13 protein-coding genes are annotated in these 17,132 nt (G+C 69.7%); 4 read left to right on the top strand and 9 right to left on the bottom strand.

What is annotated here, in order from left to right; all coding sequences use genetic code 11:
- Positions 1-926: 926 nt before the first annotated feature.
- The 5 genes from ACWEKM_RS10905 to ACWEKM_RS10885 all read right to left on the bottom strand — a co-directional run bounded on the left by ACWEKM_RS10905 (position 927) and on the right by ACWEKM_RS10885 (position 6,218).
- Complete coding sequence (locus ACWEKM_RS10905) at positions 927-2,111, bottom strand: helix-turn-helix domain-containing protein (protein ID WP_451620844.1); 1,185 nt, start codon at positions 2,109-2,111, stop codon at positions 927-929.
- A 272-nt stretch (positions 2,112-2,383) separates the two neighbouring features.
- A complete protein-coding gene (locus ACWEKM_RS10900; RefSeq protein ID WP_451620843.1) occupies positions 2,384-3,412 on the bottom strand; it encodes a glycoside hydrolase family 6 protein in 1,029 nt (342 codons plus the stop codon).
- A 221-nt stretch (positions 3,413-3,633) separates the two neighbouring features.
- Positions 3,634-4,290 (bottom strand): hypothetical protein, encoded by a 657-nt coding sequence (locus ACWEKM_RS10895; RefSeq protein ID WP_451620842.1) that lies wholly within the window; start codon positions 4,288-4,290, stop codon positions 3,634-3,636.
- A gap of 119 nt (positions 4,291-4,409) precedes the next feature.
- A complete protein-coding gene (locus ACWEKM_RS10890) occupies positions 4,410-5,189 on the bottom strand; it encodes an HAD-IIA family hydrolase (protein WP_451620841.1) in 780 nt (259 codons plus the stop codon).
- Positions 5,190-5,456: 267 nt separating this feature from the next.
- Complete coding sequence (locus ACWEKM_RS10885) at positions 5,457-6,218, bottom strand: hypothetical protein (RefSeq protein WP_451620840.1); 762 nt, start codon at positions 6,216-6,218, stop codon at positions 5,457-5,459.
- 286 nt (positions 6,219-6,504) lie between these two features.
- Between ACWEKM_RS10885 and ACWEKM_RS10880 the strand changes: the two genes are divergently transcribed.
- The gene (locus ACWEKM_RS10880) at positions 6,505-7,596 is read left to right on the top strand and encodes a Gfo/Idh/MocA family protein (RefSeq protein WP_451620839.1); all 1,092 of its coding nucleotides are present in this window, start codon (positions 6,505-6,507) and stop codon (positions 7,594-7,596) included.
- A 393-nt stretch (positions 7,597-7,989) separates the two neighbouring features.
- Here the strand turns inward: ACWEKM_RS10880 and ACWEKM_RS10875 are convergent, their stop codons facing one another.
- From ACWEKM_RS10875 to ACWEKM_RS10860, 4 genes are all read right to left on the bottom strand, one after another.
- Positions 7,990-8,847 carry a fumarylacetoacetate hydrolase family protein gene (locus ACWEKM_RS10875; protein ID WP_451620838.1) on the bottom strand — a complete coding sequence of 286 codons (858 nt, stop codon included), beginning with the start codon at positions 8,845-8,847 and terminating at the stop codon, positions 7,990-7,992.
- A 194-nt stretch (positions 8,848-9,041) separates the two neighbouring features.
- The gene (locus ACWEKM_RS10870) at positions 9,042-9,752 is read right to left on the bottom strand and encodes a YidC/Oxa1 family membrane protein insertase (protein WP_451620837.1); all 711 of its coding nucleotides are present in this window, start codon (positions 9,750-9,752) and stop codon (positions 9,042-9,044) included.
- Between the two features lie 105 nt (positions 9,753-9,857).
- Positions 9,858-10,169, bottom strand: a complete 312-nt coding sequence (locus ACWEKM_RS10865; protein WP_451620836.1) for a DUF6412 domain-containing protein — start codon at positions 10,167-10,169, stop codon at positions 9,858-9,860.
- Positions 10,170-10,435: 266 nt separating this feature from the next.
- Entirely contained in the window at positions 10,436-10,981 is a 546-nt protein-coding gene (locus ACWEKM_RS10860) for a winged helix-turn-helix transcriptional regulator (RefSeq protein ID WP_451620835.1), read from the bottom strand.
- Between the two features lie 69 nt (positions 10,982-11,050).
- Here ACWEKM_RS10860 and ACWEKM_RS10855 point away from each other — a divergent pair, with 69 nt between their 5' ends.
- The 3 genes from ACWEKM_RS10855 (at position 11,051) to ACWEKM_RS10845 (ending at position 17,132) form a co-directional block, all read left to right on the top strand.
- On the top strand, positions 11,051-12,466 hold the full coding sequence (locus ACWEKM_RS10855) for an MFS transporter (protein WP_451620834.1): 1,416 nt from the start codon (positions 11,051-11,053) through the stop codon (positions 12,464-12,466).
- Between the two features lie 364 nt (positions 12,467-12,830).
- Entirely contained in the window at positions 12,831-13,850 is a 1,020-nt protein-coding gene (locus tag ACWEKM_RS10850; RefSeq protein WP_451620833.1) for a hypothetical protein, read from the top strand.
- A 123-nt stretch (positions 13,851-13,973) separates the two neighbouring features.
- Positions 13,974-17,132 carry a DUF3427 domain-containing protein gene (locus ACWEKM_RS10845; RefSeq protein ID WP_451620832.1) on the top strand — a complete coding sequence of 1,053 codons (3,159 nt, stop codon included), beginning with the start codon at positions 13,974-13,976 and terminating at the stop codon, positions 17,130-17,132.

The raw sequence follows: 17,132 nt of genomic DNA, 5'->3' as shown, positions 1-17,132 counted from the left end.
TGGGCCGTGCTCGTCGGTGTCCTGGGGCGTCACCCACCGACGAGCACGGGATCCAAGGGGCGATGCCGAGCTGGGCCGCGAGCGCGACATGTGGGGTGGGCTCGGGGCGAAGCTGCGCCAGGGCCTCGCGAAGCGGCCGGGTCGGGACGAGCCGGTCGCACGCCGACGGCTGGAACCAGTACGGGCCTGGCGGCACTGTCCTGTTCAGGCTGTCCGGCGAGCATGGCCTACAGCAGCTCGGCGGCACTTCGGCGGCTTCGGCGCACTGACGGTTCTCTCGATTACTTCGTCGGTAAGCCGCCCGTACAACTCGGCCTGAGCGGCTACCTCTGCGTGCAGTTCCGTCCACGTGGCCGCAACGACCGTGTGGCACAGCGGTTGCGCGCTCCTGCCGTACTCCGCCTTGAGGGCATCCACCGGGTACGGAGAGGCCGCGTACCAGTGCGCCGTGGTTTTGCCGTCCGGCTTCGAAGAGAAGGAAGTCCACCCCTTCGGCAAGCGCGGGCGCCCAGCCTTGCGCTGCTGAGTCTGGGTCACTGTGCCGTCCCCTTCGCGGCACAGCCCGTGTGCCAGTAAGCGACGACGGGAGAGGCGTCCCGACCTGCGAGCATTCCCCGGCGGCAGACCTCAAGGCTCTTGATCGGCTTCAGGCACGAGGGGCACGTTTCGCCCCTGGGCGCGTACGTCATGTACTCCCATTGCCCGGCGTCGGTGTCCGCCCTGGTCATCGGCTGACCCCCGCTCGCTGGCTCAGCGTGGGGATTCTGGTTGTATGGGGCACGTCGTCAACCCTTTACCGGTTGGTGGCCACGCCCCCGGACCGGTCGCACGGTCGCGGGGGTCTTCTGACCCTGGCATCGTGCCGACAGACGAAGGCCGGAACTATCAGTCATCGCTGATAGCTCCGGCCATGACTTGACGCTACGTCAAATATGAAGCCATGCACCATAGTTGCTGAAGGTTTCGGGCATCCTGCGCTTGGCTGCCTCCAGCCCGGCGTATGTCTCGCGCACCGTGGGGTGATACCGCGTCTGCTGCGGTGCCAGCTTGCGTGCCGTCAACAGGCTTTTGAACGCTGCATCCGTGCGTCCCGTCCACATCTGCGCTCGCGCCACTTCGGCGTGATGGTGTGCGAGTCGCGACGGAGGCCACCCGTCCGGGATCGTGGTCTCCTGCGCGGAATGCACGGCTTCCGGATACAGGTCCAGTTCAGCCAGCACACTGACCCGGTGGACGCCGACGTTGGTCGGTCCGAAGGACAGCCAATGCACCTTCTCGGCCGGACCGGTCCGCTCCGCGATGCGCTCTGCCTCGCTGAGGTGTCCTTCTGCCGCGTCCTTGTCCTTGTCCCGTCCAGCCAGCACGGCGGCGCCGAGGTGGAGCTGTCCCGTGACGGCATCCGTCACGCGCCCCGGCTCTGCCTGCTCCAGGGTGGCCATGCCCAACTGGACCAGCCGCTTACCCGTCCGGTAGTCGCTCGCCCGGAGATAGGCGAGTGCCCGCAGGTACTGACGCATCCCCGTCAGCACGGGGTCAGAGGCCCGCTGCGCTGCCCAGTCCATACGGTCGAGCGCCACGGTGCACAGGTCGGCGAACCCGAGTTTCGTCGTCACGTCGTACGCGGTCCGGTACGTGCTCGCGAGCAACCGCCAGCTGCGGTCTGCCGAGTCCCTGTGCGCAGTTGCCGTGGCCTCGTGGATCAGGCCGGGTAGGTCGGCGGCAACCTGCTTGATGTTCGTCGCGCGGACCATGGCGCACAGCCTGTCCGCGTGTGCCTCCAACTCCTCGACGGGGCGCGGAGTCACGTCCGGGTCCGGGCCGAGGTCATAGACGTTGAGGGCTTCGCGAATCGGGTTGATCAGGCCGTCCAGTTGGTCCTGCCTCAGTTCTTCGAGGTAGGGCTGACCGGTCAATTCGGTGACCGCAACGGACAAGGCGCGGGCGAGTGCGCCGATCACCGAGGGACTTGGGGGCAGGACGCCCTGCTCCACCTTGGTCAAGGTGCTGTAAGAGACGTGTGAGAGGTCGGCCAACTCGCGTTGCGTCAACCGGCGGACTTTGCGGGTGTGCGCGATGCGTGCGCCTGTGTGCTCGTCAGTGTGCAGGGGCATACCGGTCTCCGTTCTGCATCGACACCAGAACGGTACCCCTGGCTCCGTGCCCGGGAACTGAGATCGGCCCCCGTCGCACCTGGACGGGGGTCGTTTCGTCTGGGCGTGAAGTGCGGTAATGGCGCGCGTGGACACCCCGCCGGCCGTAGCGGCTCGCCGCACCGGCTTGGACGCCTTGCGGCTGCCGGTTCGCTTCGGCTGGGCGCGCCGCCCACGCGGTGGAGCCGCATATCCACACGACCTCGCGCTCCTTCGGGGCGCGGGGACTGACGTCAGTTGGAAGCCTTTGCCAGTTTCAGGGCGTAGGCGGGCCACCATTCGCCTGCCTTGGGGCCGCCCTTGCACTCGCCGTCCGACTCGCCGGGGCGTTTGACCCACAGGTAGGCGTCCACCAGCGGGTCCGCCGTCTTCGTCGTCGGCGGCTCGCCCAGCGCCCGGCCCGGCGGGTTGCACCAGCGTTCGTCCGGATTGCCGCCCGTGTAGGGGCCGTTGCCGTTGCGGCTGGTGTCGATGACGAAGTGCTTGCCGCCGACCTTCGCGGAGAGCTGCTTGCCGTAGGCGATGGACTCTTCGGTGGAGTAGAAGTTGGAGACGTTGACGGAGAAGCCGTCCGCCTGGTCGACGCCGGCCCACTGGAGGGGCTCGAAGATCTGGTCGGGGTGGCCCCAGCCGGCGTTGCCCGCGTCCAGGTACACCTTCGTGTTCTTCAGGGACTTCAGCTTGGCTACGGCGCCCTTGAGCAGGTCGTAGCGCTCCTCGTGGAACTGGTCCGGGGTGCAGCCGTTGACCAGGTGGAGCAGGGCGTCCGGCTCCAGGATCACCGTCGCCGCCCGGTCGCCGATGCCCTGGGCGACGCCGTCGATCCAGTCGCGGTAGGCGTTGCCGTCGGCGGCCCCGCCCTGTGAGTACTGGCCGCAGTCGCGGTGCGGGATGTTATAGAGGACGAGCAGCGCCGTGCGGTCGGACTCGGCAGCGGCCTCGGTGAAGCCGCGCGCCTCCCGCTCCGGGTTCTCCGTACCGACCCACTCCCCCGTCGGATGCTCGGCGATCTTCCTTATCTGGTCGGCCTCGGCGTCCTTGCCGCCCTTCTCGTAGGTGGCGAGCTGACGGGCCGCGTTCCCGTCCGGGTTCACCCAGAACGGGTCGGCGTCCTTGGGCTGTTGAGTGATCCGGGCGCCCGCGTCGCCCGGTTTCTTCCCGTCGTCCGACGACGAGCATCCGGTGACCAGTAGCACCGCCCCCAGCACCAGCGCGGACGCCCGTGCCCGCGCCGAAGCCGGGACCCCCCTGCTGACGTACATCCAACTCCCCCCTGGGTGCACTCTCGTGAGGCTCAATCGTGACATACCCGCCGTGCCGGTCACGAGGCCGCGGCGACCCTGTCGAGCTTACGGAAGGGCAGGCGGGCCGTCGCATCCGGTGCCCCCGGGTGGCGCTCCGGGCCACCTGTGGGCTGCCTGCGGGCTGCCTGCGGGGGTGACGGAGAGCCACAGATACGGGACTTGACGTCTGGCGGGCGCTCTCAGTCCTTGCCGCGGCTCCGGCGGGCGCTGCGCAGCCCTATGGCGACCGCGGCGAGGCCGACCAGGACGACACCGATGACCGCGTGCACGAGGCCGGGACCCGCGGAGCGGGTGGCGACGGAGGCGAAATAGGCGCTGTCGCCACCCGTCGCGTCGACCGCGGCGACGGGCGTGGCGACCGCAGCGACGGGCGTGGCGACCGCAGCGACGGGCGTGGCGACGGGGGCGGCGGGGACGCCGGTCGGGAGCGCGGCGCCGAAGCCGGCCTCGGCCACCGTGACGGTGCCCGTGATCTGTGTGCCGCCGCAGGCGATGCGCACGTCGTGGGGGCCCGACGGGGCCGCCGGCCGGATCCGGATCCGGCCGGTGAGGGTGCCGACCGCGCCGGTGGGGCCGCCTTCCGCGGCGGTGAAGGTGCCTTCGGTGGCGGCGAAGGTGCCGTCCATGGCGGTGAGGCTGCCGTCCGTGGCGAACGCGTCGGAGACCGCGGTGCCCGTGCTCGTGTCGCAGCCGGCGACCCGCAGGGCCGCGTCGGTGCCGGGGGCGGGGGCGGACGGGGCCACCGAGACTCCGCCGCCGTCCGCCGCGTACGCCGACGGGGCGAGCGCCACGGCGGCCAGCATTCCTGTACCGAGAGTGAGGGATAGTGAGCCCATCGTGAAACCTCCAGTACTTGGAGGCTCCCCCGGGGCCCACGGGCCCGCATCCTCGACGGCGTCCGACTGCGCCGTTCGGGTCACAAAGGTTTCAAAGGTTTACAAAGGCTTCAAAGGTTTCAGATGCGGTCGACCAGGTCCGCGATCGAGTCCACGACCTTGGACGGCCGGTACGGGTAGTCCTCGACCTGCTCGGGCCGGGTCAGGCCGGTGAGCACCAGGAACGTCTGCATCCCCGCCTCTATGCCGGCCAGCACATCGGTGTCCATGCGGTCCCCGATCATGGCGCTGGTCTCGGAGTGGGCGCCGATCGCGTTCAGGCCGGTGCGCATCATCAGCGGGTTCGGCTTGCCCGCGAAGTACGGCTTGCGGCTGGTGGCCTTGGTGATCAGCGCGGCGACGGCGCCGGTGGCGGGCAGCGGGCCCTCGGTGGAGGGGCCGGTCTCGTCCGGGTTGGTGCAGATGAAGCGGGCGCCGCCGAGGATGAGCCGTACCGCCTTGGTCATGGCCTCGAAGGAGTAGGTGCGGGTCTCGCCCAGCACCACGTAGTCGGGTTCGTGGTCGGTGAGGATGTACCCGATGTCGTGCAGCGCTGTGGTCAGTCCCGCCTCGCCGATGACATAGGCGCTGCCGCCGGGGCGCTGGTCGTCGAGGAACTGGGCGGTGGCCAGCGCGGAGGTCCAGATGTTGTCCACCGGCACGTCCAGGCCCATCCGGCTCAGCCGGGCGTGCAGGTCGCGCGGGGTGTAGATGGAGTTGTTGGTGAGGACCAGGAACGGGCGCCCGGAGTCACGCAGCTTCTTCAGGAAGGCGTCGGCGCCGGGGATCGGCACGCCCTCGTGGATCAGCACGCCGTCCATGTCGGTGAGCCAGGACTCGATGGGCCTGCGGTCTGCCATGTGCTTCGGTCTCCTGGCATGCGTACGGTCAAGGGCTGGAGGCACCGGAACCACGGCGTACCGGCGCCCCCAGCGTAAGCGCTCCGCCGAACGGGGCGTGCTGCGGCGTCGGTCACCCGCGGTGGCAATGTGACCGACTGCTTCCGCGCCGTGCTTCCGCGCCGTATGGCGCCTCAGTGACGGGAGTCGTCCACGCGGGAGGCGTCCACCCGGGGATCGTCGCCGTCGGGGCTGGCGCGCCGGGGGCGGGGACGCCGAGTGTGGGCATCACCGGCGCCGACGCGCCCCGAGGACGACGGCTGCGCAGGCGGCGAACACGACGAGCCCGACCGCGGCGGAGTACGCGACGGCGCCGAACCCGAGGCCGGGCAGTTTCTCGGGCGTATCCCCCGCCTCGGCGTGCACCGTGGAAACGGTGCCGGCCGACCCGCCGTCCGCCCCGCCCCCGTTCTCCGCCGTGTCCGGCGCCCGGCCGTCCGCGACCGTGAACCGGTAGTCGTTCGACTGCCCGACCCAGTCGCCGTCCGCGCCGCGCCGCTGTACGACGGCGGCGTTGGCGGTGACCGTCTCGGGCTCGGTGTCCGCGGTGACCGAGAGCCTGACCCGCACCGTGACGGTCGCGCCGGGCGCCACGGTGAACCCGCCGAAGCCGTCCCCCTCGAAGACGCCGACCAGCTCGTCCTCGTCGGTGGTCTCGAAGCGCACGGGGCGGACGCGCGGGCCGTCGTAGAACTCCATACGGGGCTGGGAGGACTTGAGGGCGTGCCGGTCGTCGACGAGCACGACGACCGGGTGGATGTCGGCGCAGGTGTCGTGGGTGGTGTTGGTGAGGTCGAGATACCAGCTCCCGGGCCCGCCCCCGGCGACATAGGAGGCGGGTCCCCCGCGGATCCGGGTGGTCAGCGGGAACTCCCGGGTGTCCGGGCCGACACAGCCAGGAGTGGGACCGTCCTGCGCGGGAGTCGGCGGGACGGGGACGAGGGCGGCGGCCGCGGCGAGACAGAGGGACAGGGGCGGACACAGTCGCATGAGCACATGACCGTGCCGGACCCCGGACGAGCGGGGACGGCACCGCCCCGCACGGACACTCGTACGGCGCCGCGCATCCGCCCACCCGGCCCAGCACCGAGCCCCCGGCCTTCCCCCGGCGTCACTTGTTGGTTGGGGGCCGCTTGTCGCCGTCCTCGGCCACTCCGACGCCACGACCGACACCACGACCGACGCCATGACCGACAGCAACCGTCCCACCGCCCGAACAGCGGCGCCCACATCAACTGCGTTGTGCTTTGGCAACGGCGTTGCGAAAGTAGGCCGCATGACAACTGGTACGACTGGTACGACGACTGGCACCGCCCTTCGCGTGGGCCTGATCGGCTACGGCCTGGCGGGCTCCGTCTTCCACGCCCCGCTGATCGCCGCCACCGAGGGCCTCACCCTCGACACGGTGGTCACCGCGGATCCCGAACGGCAGGAGCGGGCCCGCGCCGAGTTCCCGAACGTCCGACTCGCGGCCCGTCCCGACGAGCTGTTCGACCGCGCGGGCGAGCTGGACCTGATCGTCATCGCGTCCCCGAACAGGACGCATGTCCCGCTGGCCACCGCCGCCCTCGGGGCGGGCCTGCCGGTCGTGGTGGACAAGCCGCTGGCCGGCACGGCCGCCGAGGCCCGGGAGCTGGCCGCCCTCGCCGAGCAGCGCGGCCTGCTGCTGTCGGTCTTCCAGAACCGCCGCTGGGACAACGACTTCCTGACCCTGCGCGCCCTGCTGGCCGAGGGCGCGCTGGGCGACGTCCGGCGCTTTGAATCCCGCTTCGAGCGCTGGCGTCCGCAGCTCAAGGGAGGCTGGCGCGAGTCCGGCGACCCGACAGAGATCGGAGGTCTGCTCTACGATCTCGGCAGCCATGTCGTCGACCAGGCCCTGGTCCTGTTCGGCCCGGCCACCCAGGTGTACGCGGAGTCGGACATCCGCCGCCCGGGCGCCGAGACCGACGACGACACCTTCATCGCGCTCACCCACGCCGGCGGCGTCCGCTCCCACCTGTATGTCTCCGCGACGGCCGCCCAGCTCGGCCCCCGCTTCAGGGTGCTCGGCTCGCGCGCGGGCTATGTGAAGTACGGCCTCGACCCGCAGGAGGCGGCCCTGCGCGAGGGGCGGCGGCCCGGATCCGGCTGGGGCGCCGAGCCCGAGTCCCGGTGGGGCCGCCTCGGTTCCGGCGAGTCCCCGCTCACCGGCGGCGGCACCCCCGTACCCACCCTGCCCGGCGACTACCCGGCGTACTACGCCGCGGTGGCCGACGCCCTCACCGGCGCCGGTGCCAACCCGGTCACCGCGACGGCGGCGGCCGACGCCCTCGACGTGCTGGAGGCGGCCCGCAGGTCCGCCCGCGACGGCGTGGCAGTGACGCTCTGAGCCACCACCCGCGGATCACCCCGAGCTGCACGCCCTAAGAGCTCCGAGGAGTTGGAGGCGCAATAGCGTCGAAGACTTGGCGGCGCAACAGCGTCGACCCACCCTCCTCAACCAAACCAACTGACCGCCCCCAAAGGGGCGCGGGGAACTGCGCGACCAGCCACCCACAACCCGCACCCCACCACAACCACCACCCCCACCTCCCAGGGGCGCGGGGAACTGCGCGACCGACCACAGACAACCCGCACCCGAGGAACCACCAACTCCCCCACCCCAGGGGCGCGGGGAACTGCGCAAACCGGCCACCAGCCACCCCCCACCCGCAGCCGAACAACCCCCCGTACCGAACACCCCCCATTCCCCCGCCCCCAGCGGAGCGCTTACGCGGAGCGCTTACGCCGATTTGAGCTGCTGCCGCTGCCGCCCCAACCCCTCGATCTCCAGCTCGACGACATCCCCGGCCCGCAGATACGGCTTCGGCTCGGGCTGCCCCAGCGCCACCCCCGCGGGCGTACCGGTGTTGATGACGTCACCGGGATAGAGCGTCATGAACCGGCTGACGTATCGCACGACTTCCGCGACCGGGAAGATCTGCTCGGCGGTGGTCCCGTCCTGCTTCAGCTCGCCGTTGACCCACAGCCGCAGCGACAGGTTCTGCGGGTCCGGCACCTCGTCCGCGGTGACCAGCCACGGCCCCAGCGGATTGAACGTCTCGCAGTTCTTGCCCTTGTCCCAGGTCCCGCCGCGCTCGATCTGGAACTCCCGCTCGGACACGTCGTGCACCACCGCGTACCCCGCGACATGCCCGAGCGCCTCCTCCGCGGACTCCAGGTAGCGGGCCGTACGTCCGATGACGACGGCCAGCTCCACCTCCCAGTCGGTCTTCACCGAGTCGCGCGGCACGAGCACGGTGTCGTTCGGCCCGACCACCGTGTCCGCGGCCTTGAAGAAGAGGACGGGCTCGGCGGGCGGTTCGGCCCCCGTCTCGCGGGCGTGGTCGTGGTAGTTGAGGCCGATGCAGACGATCTTCCCGATGCGCGCGAGCGGCGGCCCGATCCGCAGCCCGGTCGCGTCCAGTACGGGCAGGTCCCCGGCCTCCGCGGCGGCCCGGACCCGGCCGAGCGCGGCCTCGTCGGCGAGCAGTGCCCCGTCGATGTCGTCGACCAGTCCCGACAGGTCCCGCAGGGTCCCCTCGGGGTCGAGCAGCGCGGGTCGCTCCGCCCCCGCCGTACCGACTCGCAGCAGCTTCATGGTCACCATCTCCCTCGATCGCGGGCGCCCCGACCGATGGGCGCAGCCATGCAGCCATCGGAGGACTGGTCGATCCTCCAAGGTCACCGCGCGGCCCGCAACACCCGGTTCACGTACTGGACCGTAACCAGCGCGACCGGTGACCACGGGCGCCCACCGCCCACGCTCACCGCTCACCGCTCACCGCTCACCGCTCACCGATAGAGCACGACCCGTTCGACGGCGCTCCAGGTCGTGCTGGTGACCACGTACAGCGCGGCGGCCAGCGGCACCACGGCCACGGTCAGCAGCGTGAAGTACGACAAGAACGGCATGACCCGGCCGACCGCCGCGAGCCCGGGGGCCTGCCCGTCCCCGGCCGGCACCGGCGCGTCGGCCGCCGTCATCCGCTTCGTCCGCAGGTAGTTGAAGGTCGCGACGGCGGCGACGACGGCGAACAGGCCGAGGTAGACGGTGCCCGCCGCGCCGAACACCCCGCCCTGGGAGAGGGCGTCCGTCCACCGTCCCCCGAGCGGCGCGGCGAACAGCTCGTGCGTGAGCAGCCCGTTGGTCTCCCCGCCGATCGTCGTGCTGGAGAACAGGTGGTAGAGGAGGAAGAAGGCAGGCAGCTGCAACAGGCTGGGCAGACAGCCGGACAGCGGCGACACCTTCTCCTCGGCGTGCAGTTCCAGCACGGACTGCTGGAACTGCCGCGGGTCCTTCCCGTGCTTCTGGCGCAGCTCGGCGATCCGGGGCTGGAGCGCGGCCCGGGCCCGCTGCCCGCGCGCCGCCGCCCGGGACAGCGGATGCACCAGCAGCCGGACGAACGCGGTGAACAGGACGATCGCGGCGGCCGCCGCGGAGGCGTGGAAGAGCGGCCGGAGCAGCTCGGCGAGCTGCTCGACAAGGCTGGCGAAAACGGACATGGGTGAGCCCTCCGTGGGGTCTCGTCGTGCCGGGGTGACGGATGTGCGTGGCGGCATGACGACCCGCGCGGGGGTCACGTGCGTGTCCGGTGGTCCGGGTGAGCCCTACGCGGTGGTCGCCGGGAGGGCGTGCCCGGGTGCTCTGGGCCGTGGCCGGCCCGAGGCGTCGGGGTCCCGCTGGGGCAGGAAGGCCGTACGCCGGGCCCGGTCGCGGATGGCCGTACGGACCCGGGTGGGTGGTACGGCGGGGGCGCAGCGGGCGGCGATCAGGGTGCAGACGGCGAGCGCAGATGCCGCGGCGGCGGTCGCGGCGAGCGCGACCGTGGCGGACAGGGCGCCGGTGTCGAGCAGGGCGACTTCGAGCAGCAGGAACAGGAGGACGGCGGCGGGGCGCAGGGCGAACCAGCTACGGACCATCGATCGCCCCTCCCCTCGCGCGCTCGTACGTGCCGTGCTGCCGCACGTCTCGGTCTCTGCCGTACCGCCCGTCGTTACACAGGTTTACAGATATACAGGATCCCCTGTGCCCCTACACAGGGTCCCTTGTATCCCCGGAGTCTGTATCCCCAGAGTCTGTGTCCCCGGAGTCTGTATCCCCAGAGTCTGTGTCCCCGGAGTCTGTGTCCCCGGAGTCTCGGCCGTTGTACGAGGTCCCCGGTCGGTCACACGGGGTCCCCCGTCGGTCATGCGGGCTCCCCCGTCGATGCGGGCTCGATCACCAAGGGCTCCAGCAGCCGCTTCGGTTTCAGGAGCGCCCGGCTGACCGGGTCGGCCGGATCGGGATCGAGTCCGGGGCCCGGCACGATGACAACGTCCCCGACGGGCACGACAGTTCCGCAGGCCGGGCATTCGCCGTACGGCCCGAGTTCCGTACCGCAGTCCACGTGCCGGAAGGAACGCAACTGCCTGTCCATGAAGTGCTCGCGCCCCCACAGGGCGAGTGCCCGCAGCGCCGGCCACAGCGCGATCCCGCGCTCGGTCACGACGTACTCGTCCCGGGGCGGCGACTCCTGGTAGCGGCGCCGGTCGAGAATGCCCTCGTCGGTCAGCACCTTGAGCCGGGCCGACAGGACGGCGCGCGGGATGCCGAGGTGGACGAGGAAGTCGTTGTAGCGCCGGACGCCGTAGATCGCGTCGCGGACGACGAGCAGCGTCCAGCGTTCGCCGACGACCTCCAGCGCGCGGGCGATCGAGCACTCCTGTGTCGCGTAGTCCTTGCCCAGTGCCATGGGGACCACCTTAGCCACTTTCCGACGCCTTGGTTCAATGACCGAACCGACGATGTTACGGTAGCGCACATGACTAGGTTCAATGAAAGAACCCTCCTGGCCGCGACCCCCCGGAGCACCCCGCGCGCCGCGCCCGCCACAGCATCGCCTCCGCGCCCCCGGCCCACCGCCACCCTGGCCCTGACCAGCGCCGCGACCGCGGTGGCCCTGATGACGTACACGGCACCGGCGGTCACGCTGCCGGACACCGCGGCGACCCTGCACACCTCCGTCTCCGCCCAGGCGTGGCTCCTGAACGGCACCCCGCTGGGCCTCGCCGCGCTGCTTCTGGTGGCCGGCAGCCTCGCCGACGACCACGGCCGCCGCCGGGTCTTCCTCTCCGGCACGCTGGCCCTCGGTATCACCACGGCCCTCGGCGGGCTGGCCACGTCGACCTGGGCCTTCACCCTGGCCCGCATCGCCCAGGGCGCGGCGAGCGCGGCGCTGCTGGCGAGCAGTCTGGGCCTGCTGGTGGCGGCGTTCCCGAGCCCGCGCGGACGGCTGCACGCGACCGGCGTGTGGGGCGCGTTCGTGAGCGGCGGCATCGCGGTCGGCCCGCTGGTCGCCGGCGCGCTGCCCGACTGGCGGGTGGGGTACGCCGTCCTGGGCGCGGCGGCGCTGCTGGTCGCGGGGCTGGGCGTCCGCGTGCTGTCCGAGTCGCGCTCGCCGCGGGGCGGACGGCCGGACACGGCCGGGGCCGCGGCCTTCGGGCTGGCGCTGGTCGCCCTGGTCGCGGCGCTCACGCTGGGCCGGGACGGCTGGCTGCGGGCGCCGGTGGGACTGCTGCTGGCGGCGACCGTGGCGCTGGTGGTCCTCTTCACGATCGTGGAGCGGCGGGTACGCACCCCGATGATCGACCTCGGTCTGCTGCGCAGCCCCCGCTTCCTCGCGTCCTCGGCCGGCGGCCTGTTCACCGGCCTGGCGGTGATCGGCCTGTTCAGCTATCTCCCGGCACTGATGCAGCAGACGCTGCACCTGTCACCGATGCACACGGCATGGCTGATCCTGCTCTGGTCCGGGCTGTCCTTCGCGGTGGCGCTCCAGGCGAAGCGCCTTGCCGGGCGCGTGCCGCCGCGCGGCCAACTGGCGGCCGGTTTCCTGCTCCACGCGATCGGCGCGCTGACGATGCTGGGCGCGCTTGACGCGGACTCCTGGGTCCGGCTGCTACCGGGGCTCGTGCTCGGCGGGGTGGGCAGCGGCCTGCTGAACGCGGCGCTTCCGCTGCTGGCGGTGGAGTCGGTACCGGTCGAGCGGGCCGCGATGGGTTCGGGCGCCCAGCAGACGTTCCGCTACCTCGGTTCCTGCGCGGGCGTGGCCCTGACCATCGCCCTGGCCACATCCTCCGGCGCGGGCCTGTCCCACGGAGCGGACGTGGCGATCGCCGTGTCGGCCGGCCTGGCGGTGACGGGCGCGGCAAGCGTGCTGGCACTGCGGGAACGGGGGTGACCTGAGCCTTGTGGTCAGTGGGCGGGAACGGGGGTGACCTGAGCCTTGTGATCAGTGGGCGGGAACGGGGGTGACCTGAGCCTTGTGCTCAGTGGGCGGGAGCGCATAGCCGTACGCGGGCCTCACGGCCGAGCGCGGCACGGCCGCGGAACGCCCGAGTCGCGTGCCGACGTCTGCCGCAGGATCGTGTCACCGACAACCGACATACGTGTACATCGCCGCGGCCGTCTCCACCTCGATGGCGTCCGCGGCCCCACACCCCCGACGACCGGCACCTCACCCCCTCCCGCACGCCCTTCCCCTCACCGGGCCGGTCCCCTGGCCGCCGCCCTCCCTGTCGGCCATCGGCAGTACGGTGTCCCCCATGCGCCCCGACACGCCCGCCGAGAACGTCGACCACACCGCCGAAGCGGCACGCCTGGAACGGACCGCCGGCCGCTATCCCGAGGACGCCGAGGCCCTGCTCCTCCAGGCCGCGGCACACCTGGAACTCGCCGGCGACCGCCCCGCCGCGACCGCGCTCTACGACCGCCTGCTGTCCGCCCCTGACACCCTGGATACCCCCTACCTAGTACGGGCCTTGAAGGCGGCCAACCTCTGGGAGTACGGCCACGAGGCGGAGGCCCGCGCGATCATCGACGGAGTCCGCACCGCCGCTCCCCGGGACCCCGCGCCCTGGGTGATCGTGGCCGAGGCCCTCGAATCCCACGACGAACTGGAAGCGGCACACGACACGTTCACACAGGGCGCGACGCTGCTCCTGACGGACGTCCCCGAGCCCCCGTACGCCACGCACCCCCTCCTCTTCGGCCGCCACCGCGTCCGCCGGATGCTGGGCGCGGCCCACGACGACTGGGACAACCTGGCCGACACCCTCCACTCCACCCGCTCCTCCTCGGTGTCCCTGGACGAACTCCACGACCCCAAACGCGTATGGTCCCTCGGCTCGGACAACCCGGCGGAACTGGCGGCCGAGATCTCCCGCCTCCGCGCGGAACTCGGCACCCACCGCGAGGCCCTGTCCCGCCCGTTCCCGGTGGCGGTGCTGCACTGGCCGACGGCGGAACTGGACGAACTGCTGTCCGCCTACCCGTCCCTCGCGACCGAGTACCCGTCCCGCGAGCAGCACCTGACGACCATAGAGTCCTCCCTGCGCGAACTGTCCTCCTCGGGCACGGCCAACCTGGGCATCGTCACGGGCACGGTCCCGTCGTACGAGGCATTCGCGGCATCGGAGGCATCCTCCCCGACGGAGGTGGAGTTGCTGCCCCAGTACGCAACAACACTGGCAGCCCGAGGCCGAGCCCAGACCTGGCCCCCGGAACGGGGGGCGGCTTGCTGGTGCGGGACGGGAGGAACGTACCAGGGCTGCCACGGGGCCTAACGGAACGCCGAACGGCACCTGTTCAGCGGCCGCGCTGAAAGAACGCAGTGACTGCTGTTAGAACAGATCCCACGTCGGCGCGGCCGTCGTACGCAAGAACCACGAGGGATCAGGGGAGCAGTCGTGGCACAGCAAGCACCACAGCCAAAGGACGCGTCAACACCGATCGCCGGTGTCTATGAGCAACTGATCACCCACGACGTAGACCTTGAGCTGAAGCGCTTCGAAGCCGCGGGCTGGAAAGCCATCGACGCCGAGGTCAGCCCGGAATCCGCCCCACATGTGCTGGCACGCTACGTGGGTGAAGCGGTGGTGCGAAGGTTGCGCTACCTTCCGCCAGCGGACCGAGTCGAGGCCGCGAACCGCATCCTCGCTTCCCTGGCCGCCAGCGCGTCTGATCCGGCTGAGACTGAAGCTGTCGGCACCATCGTGGAGGGCCCCCGGCAACTCCTGGCTCTCGCTCGACAGGAGGCTCCGGGCGTTTACGCGGTGCGTCCCCTCACGCCCCTGTCCGAGACTTCACTCCTCACCAACTCCCCCGACGACCTCAGCCTCGGCGCCGAGCTCAGAGCGGAACTCGCCACCGCAGACCGTATCGATCTGCTCTGCGCGTTTGTGAAGTGGTACGGCATTCGTGTCTTGGAAGACTCCCTGCGCTCCGCCAAAGAACGGGGCGTACCGATCCGAGTCATTACGACGACCTACATCGGCGCCACCGACCGCCATGCACTCGACCGTCTCGTCCGCGACTTCGGCGCCACAGTAAAAGTCAACTACGAGATCCGATCTACTCGACTGCACGCCAAGGCATGGCTGTTCAGGCGCAACAGTGGCTTCGACACCGCCTACGTCGGCAGCTCCAATCTCTCGAAGGCCGCCCTGCTTGACGGCCTGGAATGGAATGTACGTCTGTCGTCCATTGCCACACCGGCGGTGCTCGACAAGTTCGAAGCGACCTTTGATGCCTACTGGAACGACTCCGCCTTCGAGACCTACGACCCTGATCAGCACAGCGAACGTCTCGATTCTGCCCTGGCCCAGGCGGGCGGCGGCGCGTCCGCTGCTGATCTGAGAATCAGCCTGTCGGGCCTGGAGGTACGCCCCTTCCCCTACCAGCAGGACATGCTTGAGCGCTTGCGGATCGAGCGAGAAATCCGCGGGCGAAGCCACAACCTTCTGGTCGCGGCCACCGGCACCGGAAAGACAGTCATGGCCGCTCTGGACTACCGAAACCTAAGCGAGAAGTTCGAGGGTGACCGACCAAAGCTGCTTTTCGTCGCCCATCGCAAGGAAATCCTCAAGCAGTCGCTACGCACGTATCAAGAGGTGCTGGACGATGCCTCGTTCGGTGAGCTGCTCTACGGCGGGGAAGACCCGCGTGCGGGAAACCACGTCTTCGCCAGCGTGCAGTCGCTGAACGTCCAGCGGCTGGAGCAACTGGCTCCGGACCACTTCGACATCATCGTCATCGACGAGTTCCATCGCGCTACGGCCACCACGTACCGCCGAGTCATCGATCACTTCAAGCCGAAGGAGCTGCTCGGTCTCACCGCCACTCCCGAGCGGATGGACGGTCTGAATGTGCAGGATGAGTTCTTCGACGGTCGCATCGCAGCAGAGATGCGGCTCTGGGAAGCCCTTGAGAACGACCTGTTGTGTCCCTTCCACTACTTTGGCATCCCGGACGGCACAGACCTGACGAATCTCGGCTGGCGGAAGGGCACATACGCGAACCAGGAACTCGGAAATCTCTATACCGGAAACGACGCCCGAGCACGTATCGTGGTCAAGCAGATCCGCGACAAGGTCTCTCAGCCTGGAGCCATGCGTGCGCTGGGGTTCTGTGTGACCAAGGCGCACGCCCACTTCATGGCCGACTTCTTCCGACAGGCCGGCTTCCAAGCCACGGCACTCGACAGTGACTCACCAGCAGCAGTTCGGGCTCAGGCCCTGTCTGAGCTACGTGACGGCAAGCTCCAGGTCATCTTCTCCGTCGACTTGTTTAACGAAGGTCTCGACATCCCAGATGTCGACACGCTCCTTCTTTTGCGCCCCACCAACAGCGCCACCGTCTTTCTCCAGCAATTGGGCCGGGGACTGCGACGTACCCAGACGAAGCCCGTCCTCACGGTGCTCGACTTCATCGGTCAGCATCGAGCGGAGTTCCGCTTCGAAGAGCAGTTCCGCGCCTTGACGAACCTCACTAGAAACCGGCTCGTCGACCACATCAAGCATGACTTCCCACTCCTGCCCTCCGGATGTCAGATCATTCTGGAAGGCAAGGCGAAGGATCTCGTCCTCAACAACATCCGTACTCAACTGGGCGCCACGGTCAAGACCCTGGTTACCGAGGTCAAGGCTTATGACACGCCCCGGCTTGCGGATTATCTCCGGGAGAGCCGTCGGGAGATCAAGGAGCTGTACAAGAGCGACAACTCCTGGACCACGGTCCTCCGCAGAGCGGGGCTACTCAACTTCCCCTCCCCTTCCGGCGAGTCGGCGCTCCTCAAGCGCATCCACGCCTTCCTCCACATCGACGACTCCGAACGCGCGAACGCGTACCTCCGCCTACTCGCCGACGACGTACCGACTTATGAGTCGCTGGCCCCGACCGATCAGGCGTACGCCCGCATGCTGTTCTTCAACCTGTGGGACAACGCGGGCGGATTCACCAGCTTCCAGCAAGGTCTCGAATCACTTCGGATCCAGCACGCATTCCGGGATGAACTACAACAAGTACTGTCGTACGTCATCGATCGGGCAGACCACTTCCCCATCCCTCTGTCGGGCAGCCACAGCCATGTCCCTCTGAAGGTGCACAGCTCCTATAACCGCTCCGAGATCCTGGCGGCGCTCGGGGTGGCCCGTTTCGGCGGTCAGATGCCCCGCTCCTTCGCCCAGGGTGTCCAGTGGGTCAACGAACTTCAGACGGACGCCCTGCTGATCACCCTGGAGAAGAACGAAAAGGACTTCTCCCCCACCATCCGCTACAAGGACTACGCACTGAGCCCAACCCTGTTCCACTGGGAGTCGCAGAACTCGACTGCCGAAACCTCTCCAACCGGACTGCGCTACCAGCATCACACCGATCGAGGCAGCCACGTCCTGCTGTTCATGCGCCGCTACAAGGACAGCGACATCGGCAAGTCCCAGCCGTGGATGCTTCTCGGGCCCGCCACCTACGAAGACCACACGGGCAGCAAGCCGATGGCCATCACATGGCGGCTTGAGCACCCCCTACCGGCGGACGTGTGGTCGTATGCAGCCATCACTACAAACTAA

This window comes from Streptomyces sp. NPDC004752, from assembly GCF_053601275.1.
This window is presented reverse-complemented; position numbering and strand designations above follow the sequence as displayed.

Excerpts from the sequence above, each read along its gene's own strand:
- ACWEKM_RS10905 (WP_451620844.1), bottom strand. The coding sequence starts at position 2,111 with ATGCCCCTGCACACTGACGAGCACACAGGCGCACGCATCGCGCACACC.
- ACWEKM_RS10900 (WP_451620843.1), bottom strand. The coding sequence starts at position 3,412 with ATGTACGTCAGCAGGGGGGTCCCGGCTTCGGCGCGGGCACGGGCGTCC.
- ACWEKM_RS10895 (WP_451620842.1), bottom strand. The coding sequence starts at position 4,290 with ATGGGCTCACTATCCCTCACTCTCGGTACAGGAATGCTGGCCGCCGTG.
- ACWEKM_RS10890 (WP_451620841.1), bottom strand. The coding sequence starts at position 5,189 with ATGGCAGACCGCAGGCCCATCGAGTCCTGGCTCACCGACATGGACGGC.
- ACWEKM_RS10885 (WP_451620840.1), bottom strand. The coding sequence starts at position 6,218 with ATGCGACTGTGTCCGCCCCTGTCCCTCTGTCTCGCCGCGGCCGCCGCC.
- ACWEKM_RS10880 (WP_451620839.1), top strand. The coding sequence starts at position 6,505 with ATGACAACTGGTACGACTGGTACGACGACTGGCACCGCCCTTCGCGTG.
- ACWEKM_RS10875 (WP_451620838.1), bottom strand. The coding sequence starts at position 8,847 with ATGAAGCTGCTGCGAGTCGGTACGGCGGGGGCGGAGCGACCCGCGCTG.
- ACWEKM_RS10870 (WP_451620837.1), bottom strand. The coding sequence starts at position 9,752 with ATGTCCGTTTTCGCCAGCCTTGTCGAGCAGCTCGCCGAGCTGCTCCGG.
- ACWEKM_RS10865 (WP_451620836.1), bottom strand. The coding sequence starts at position 10,169 with ATGGTCCGTAGCTGGTTCGCCCTGCGCCCCGCCGCCGTCCTCCTGTTC.
- ACWEKM_RS10860 (WP_451620835.1), bottom strand. The coding sequence starts at position 10,981 with ATGGCACTGGGCAAGGACTACGCGACACAGGAGTGCTCGATCGCCCGC.
- ACWEKM_RS10855 (WP_451620834.1), top strand. The coding sequence starts at position 11,051 with ATGACTAGGTTCAATGAAAGAACCCTCCTGGCCGCGACCCCCCGGAGC.
- ACWEKM_RS10850 (WP_451620833.1), top strand. The coding sequence starts at position 12,831 with ATGCGCCCCGACACGCCCGCCGAGAACGTCGACCACACCGCCGAAGCG.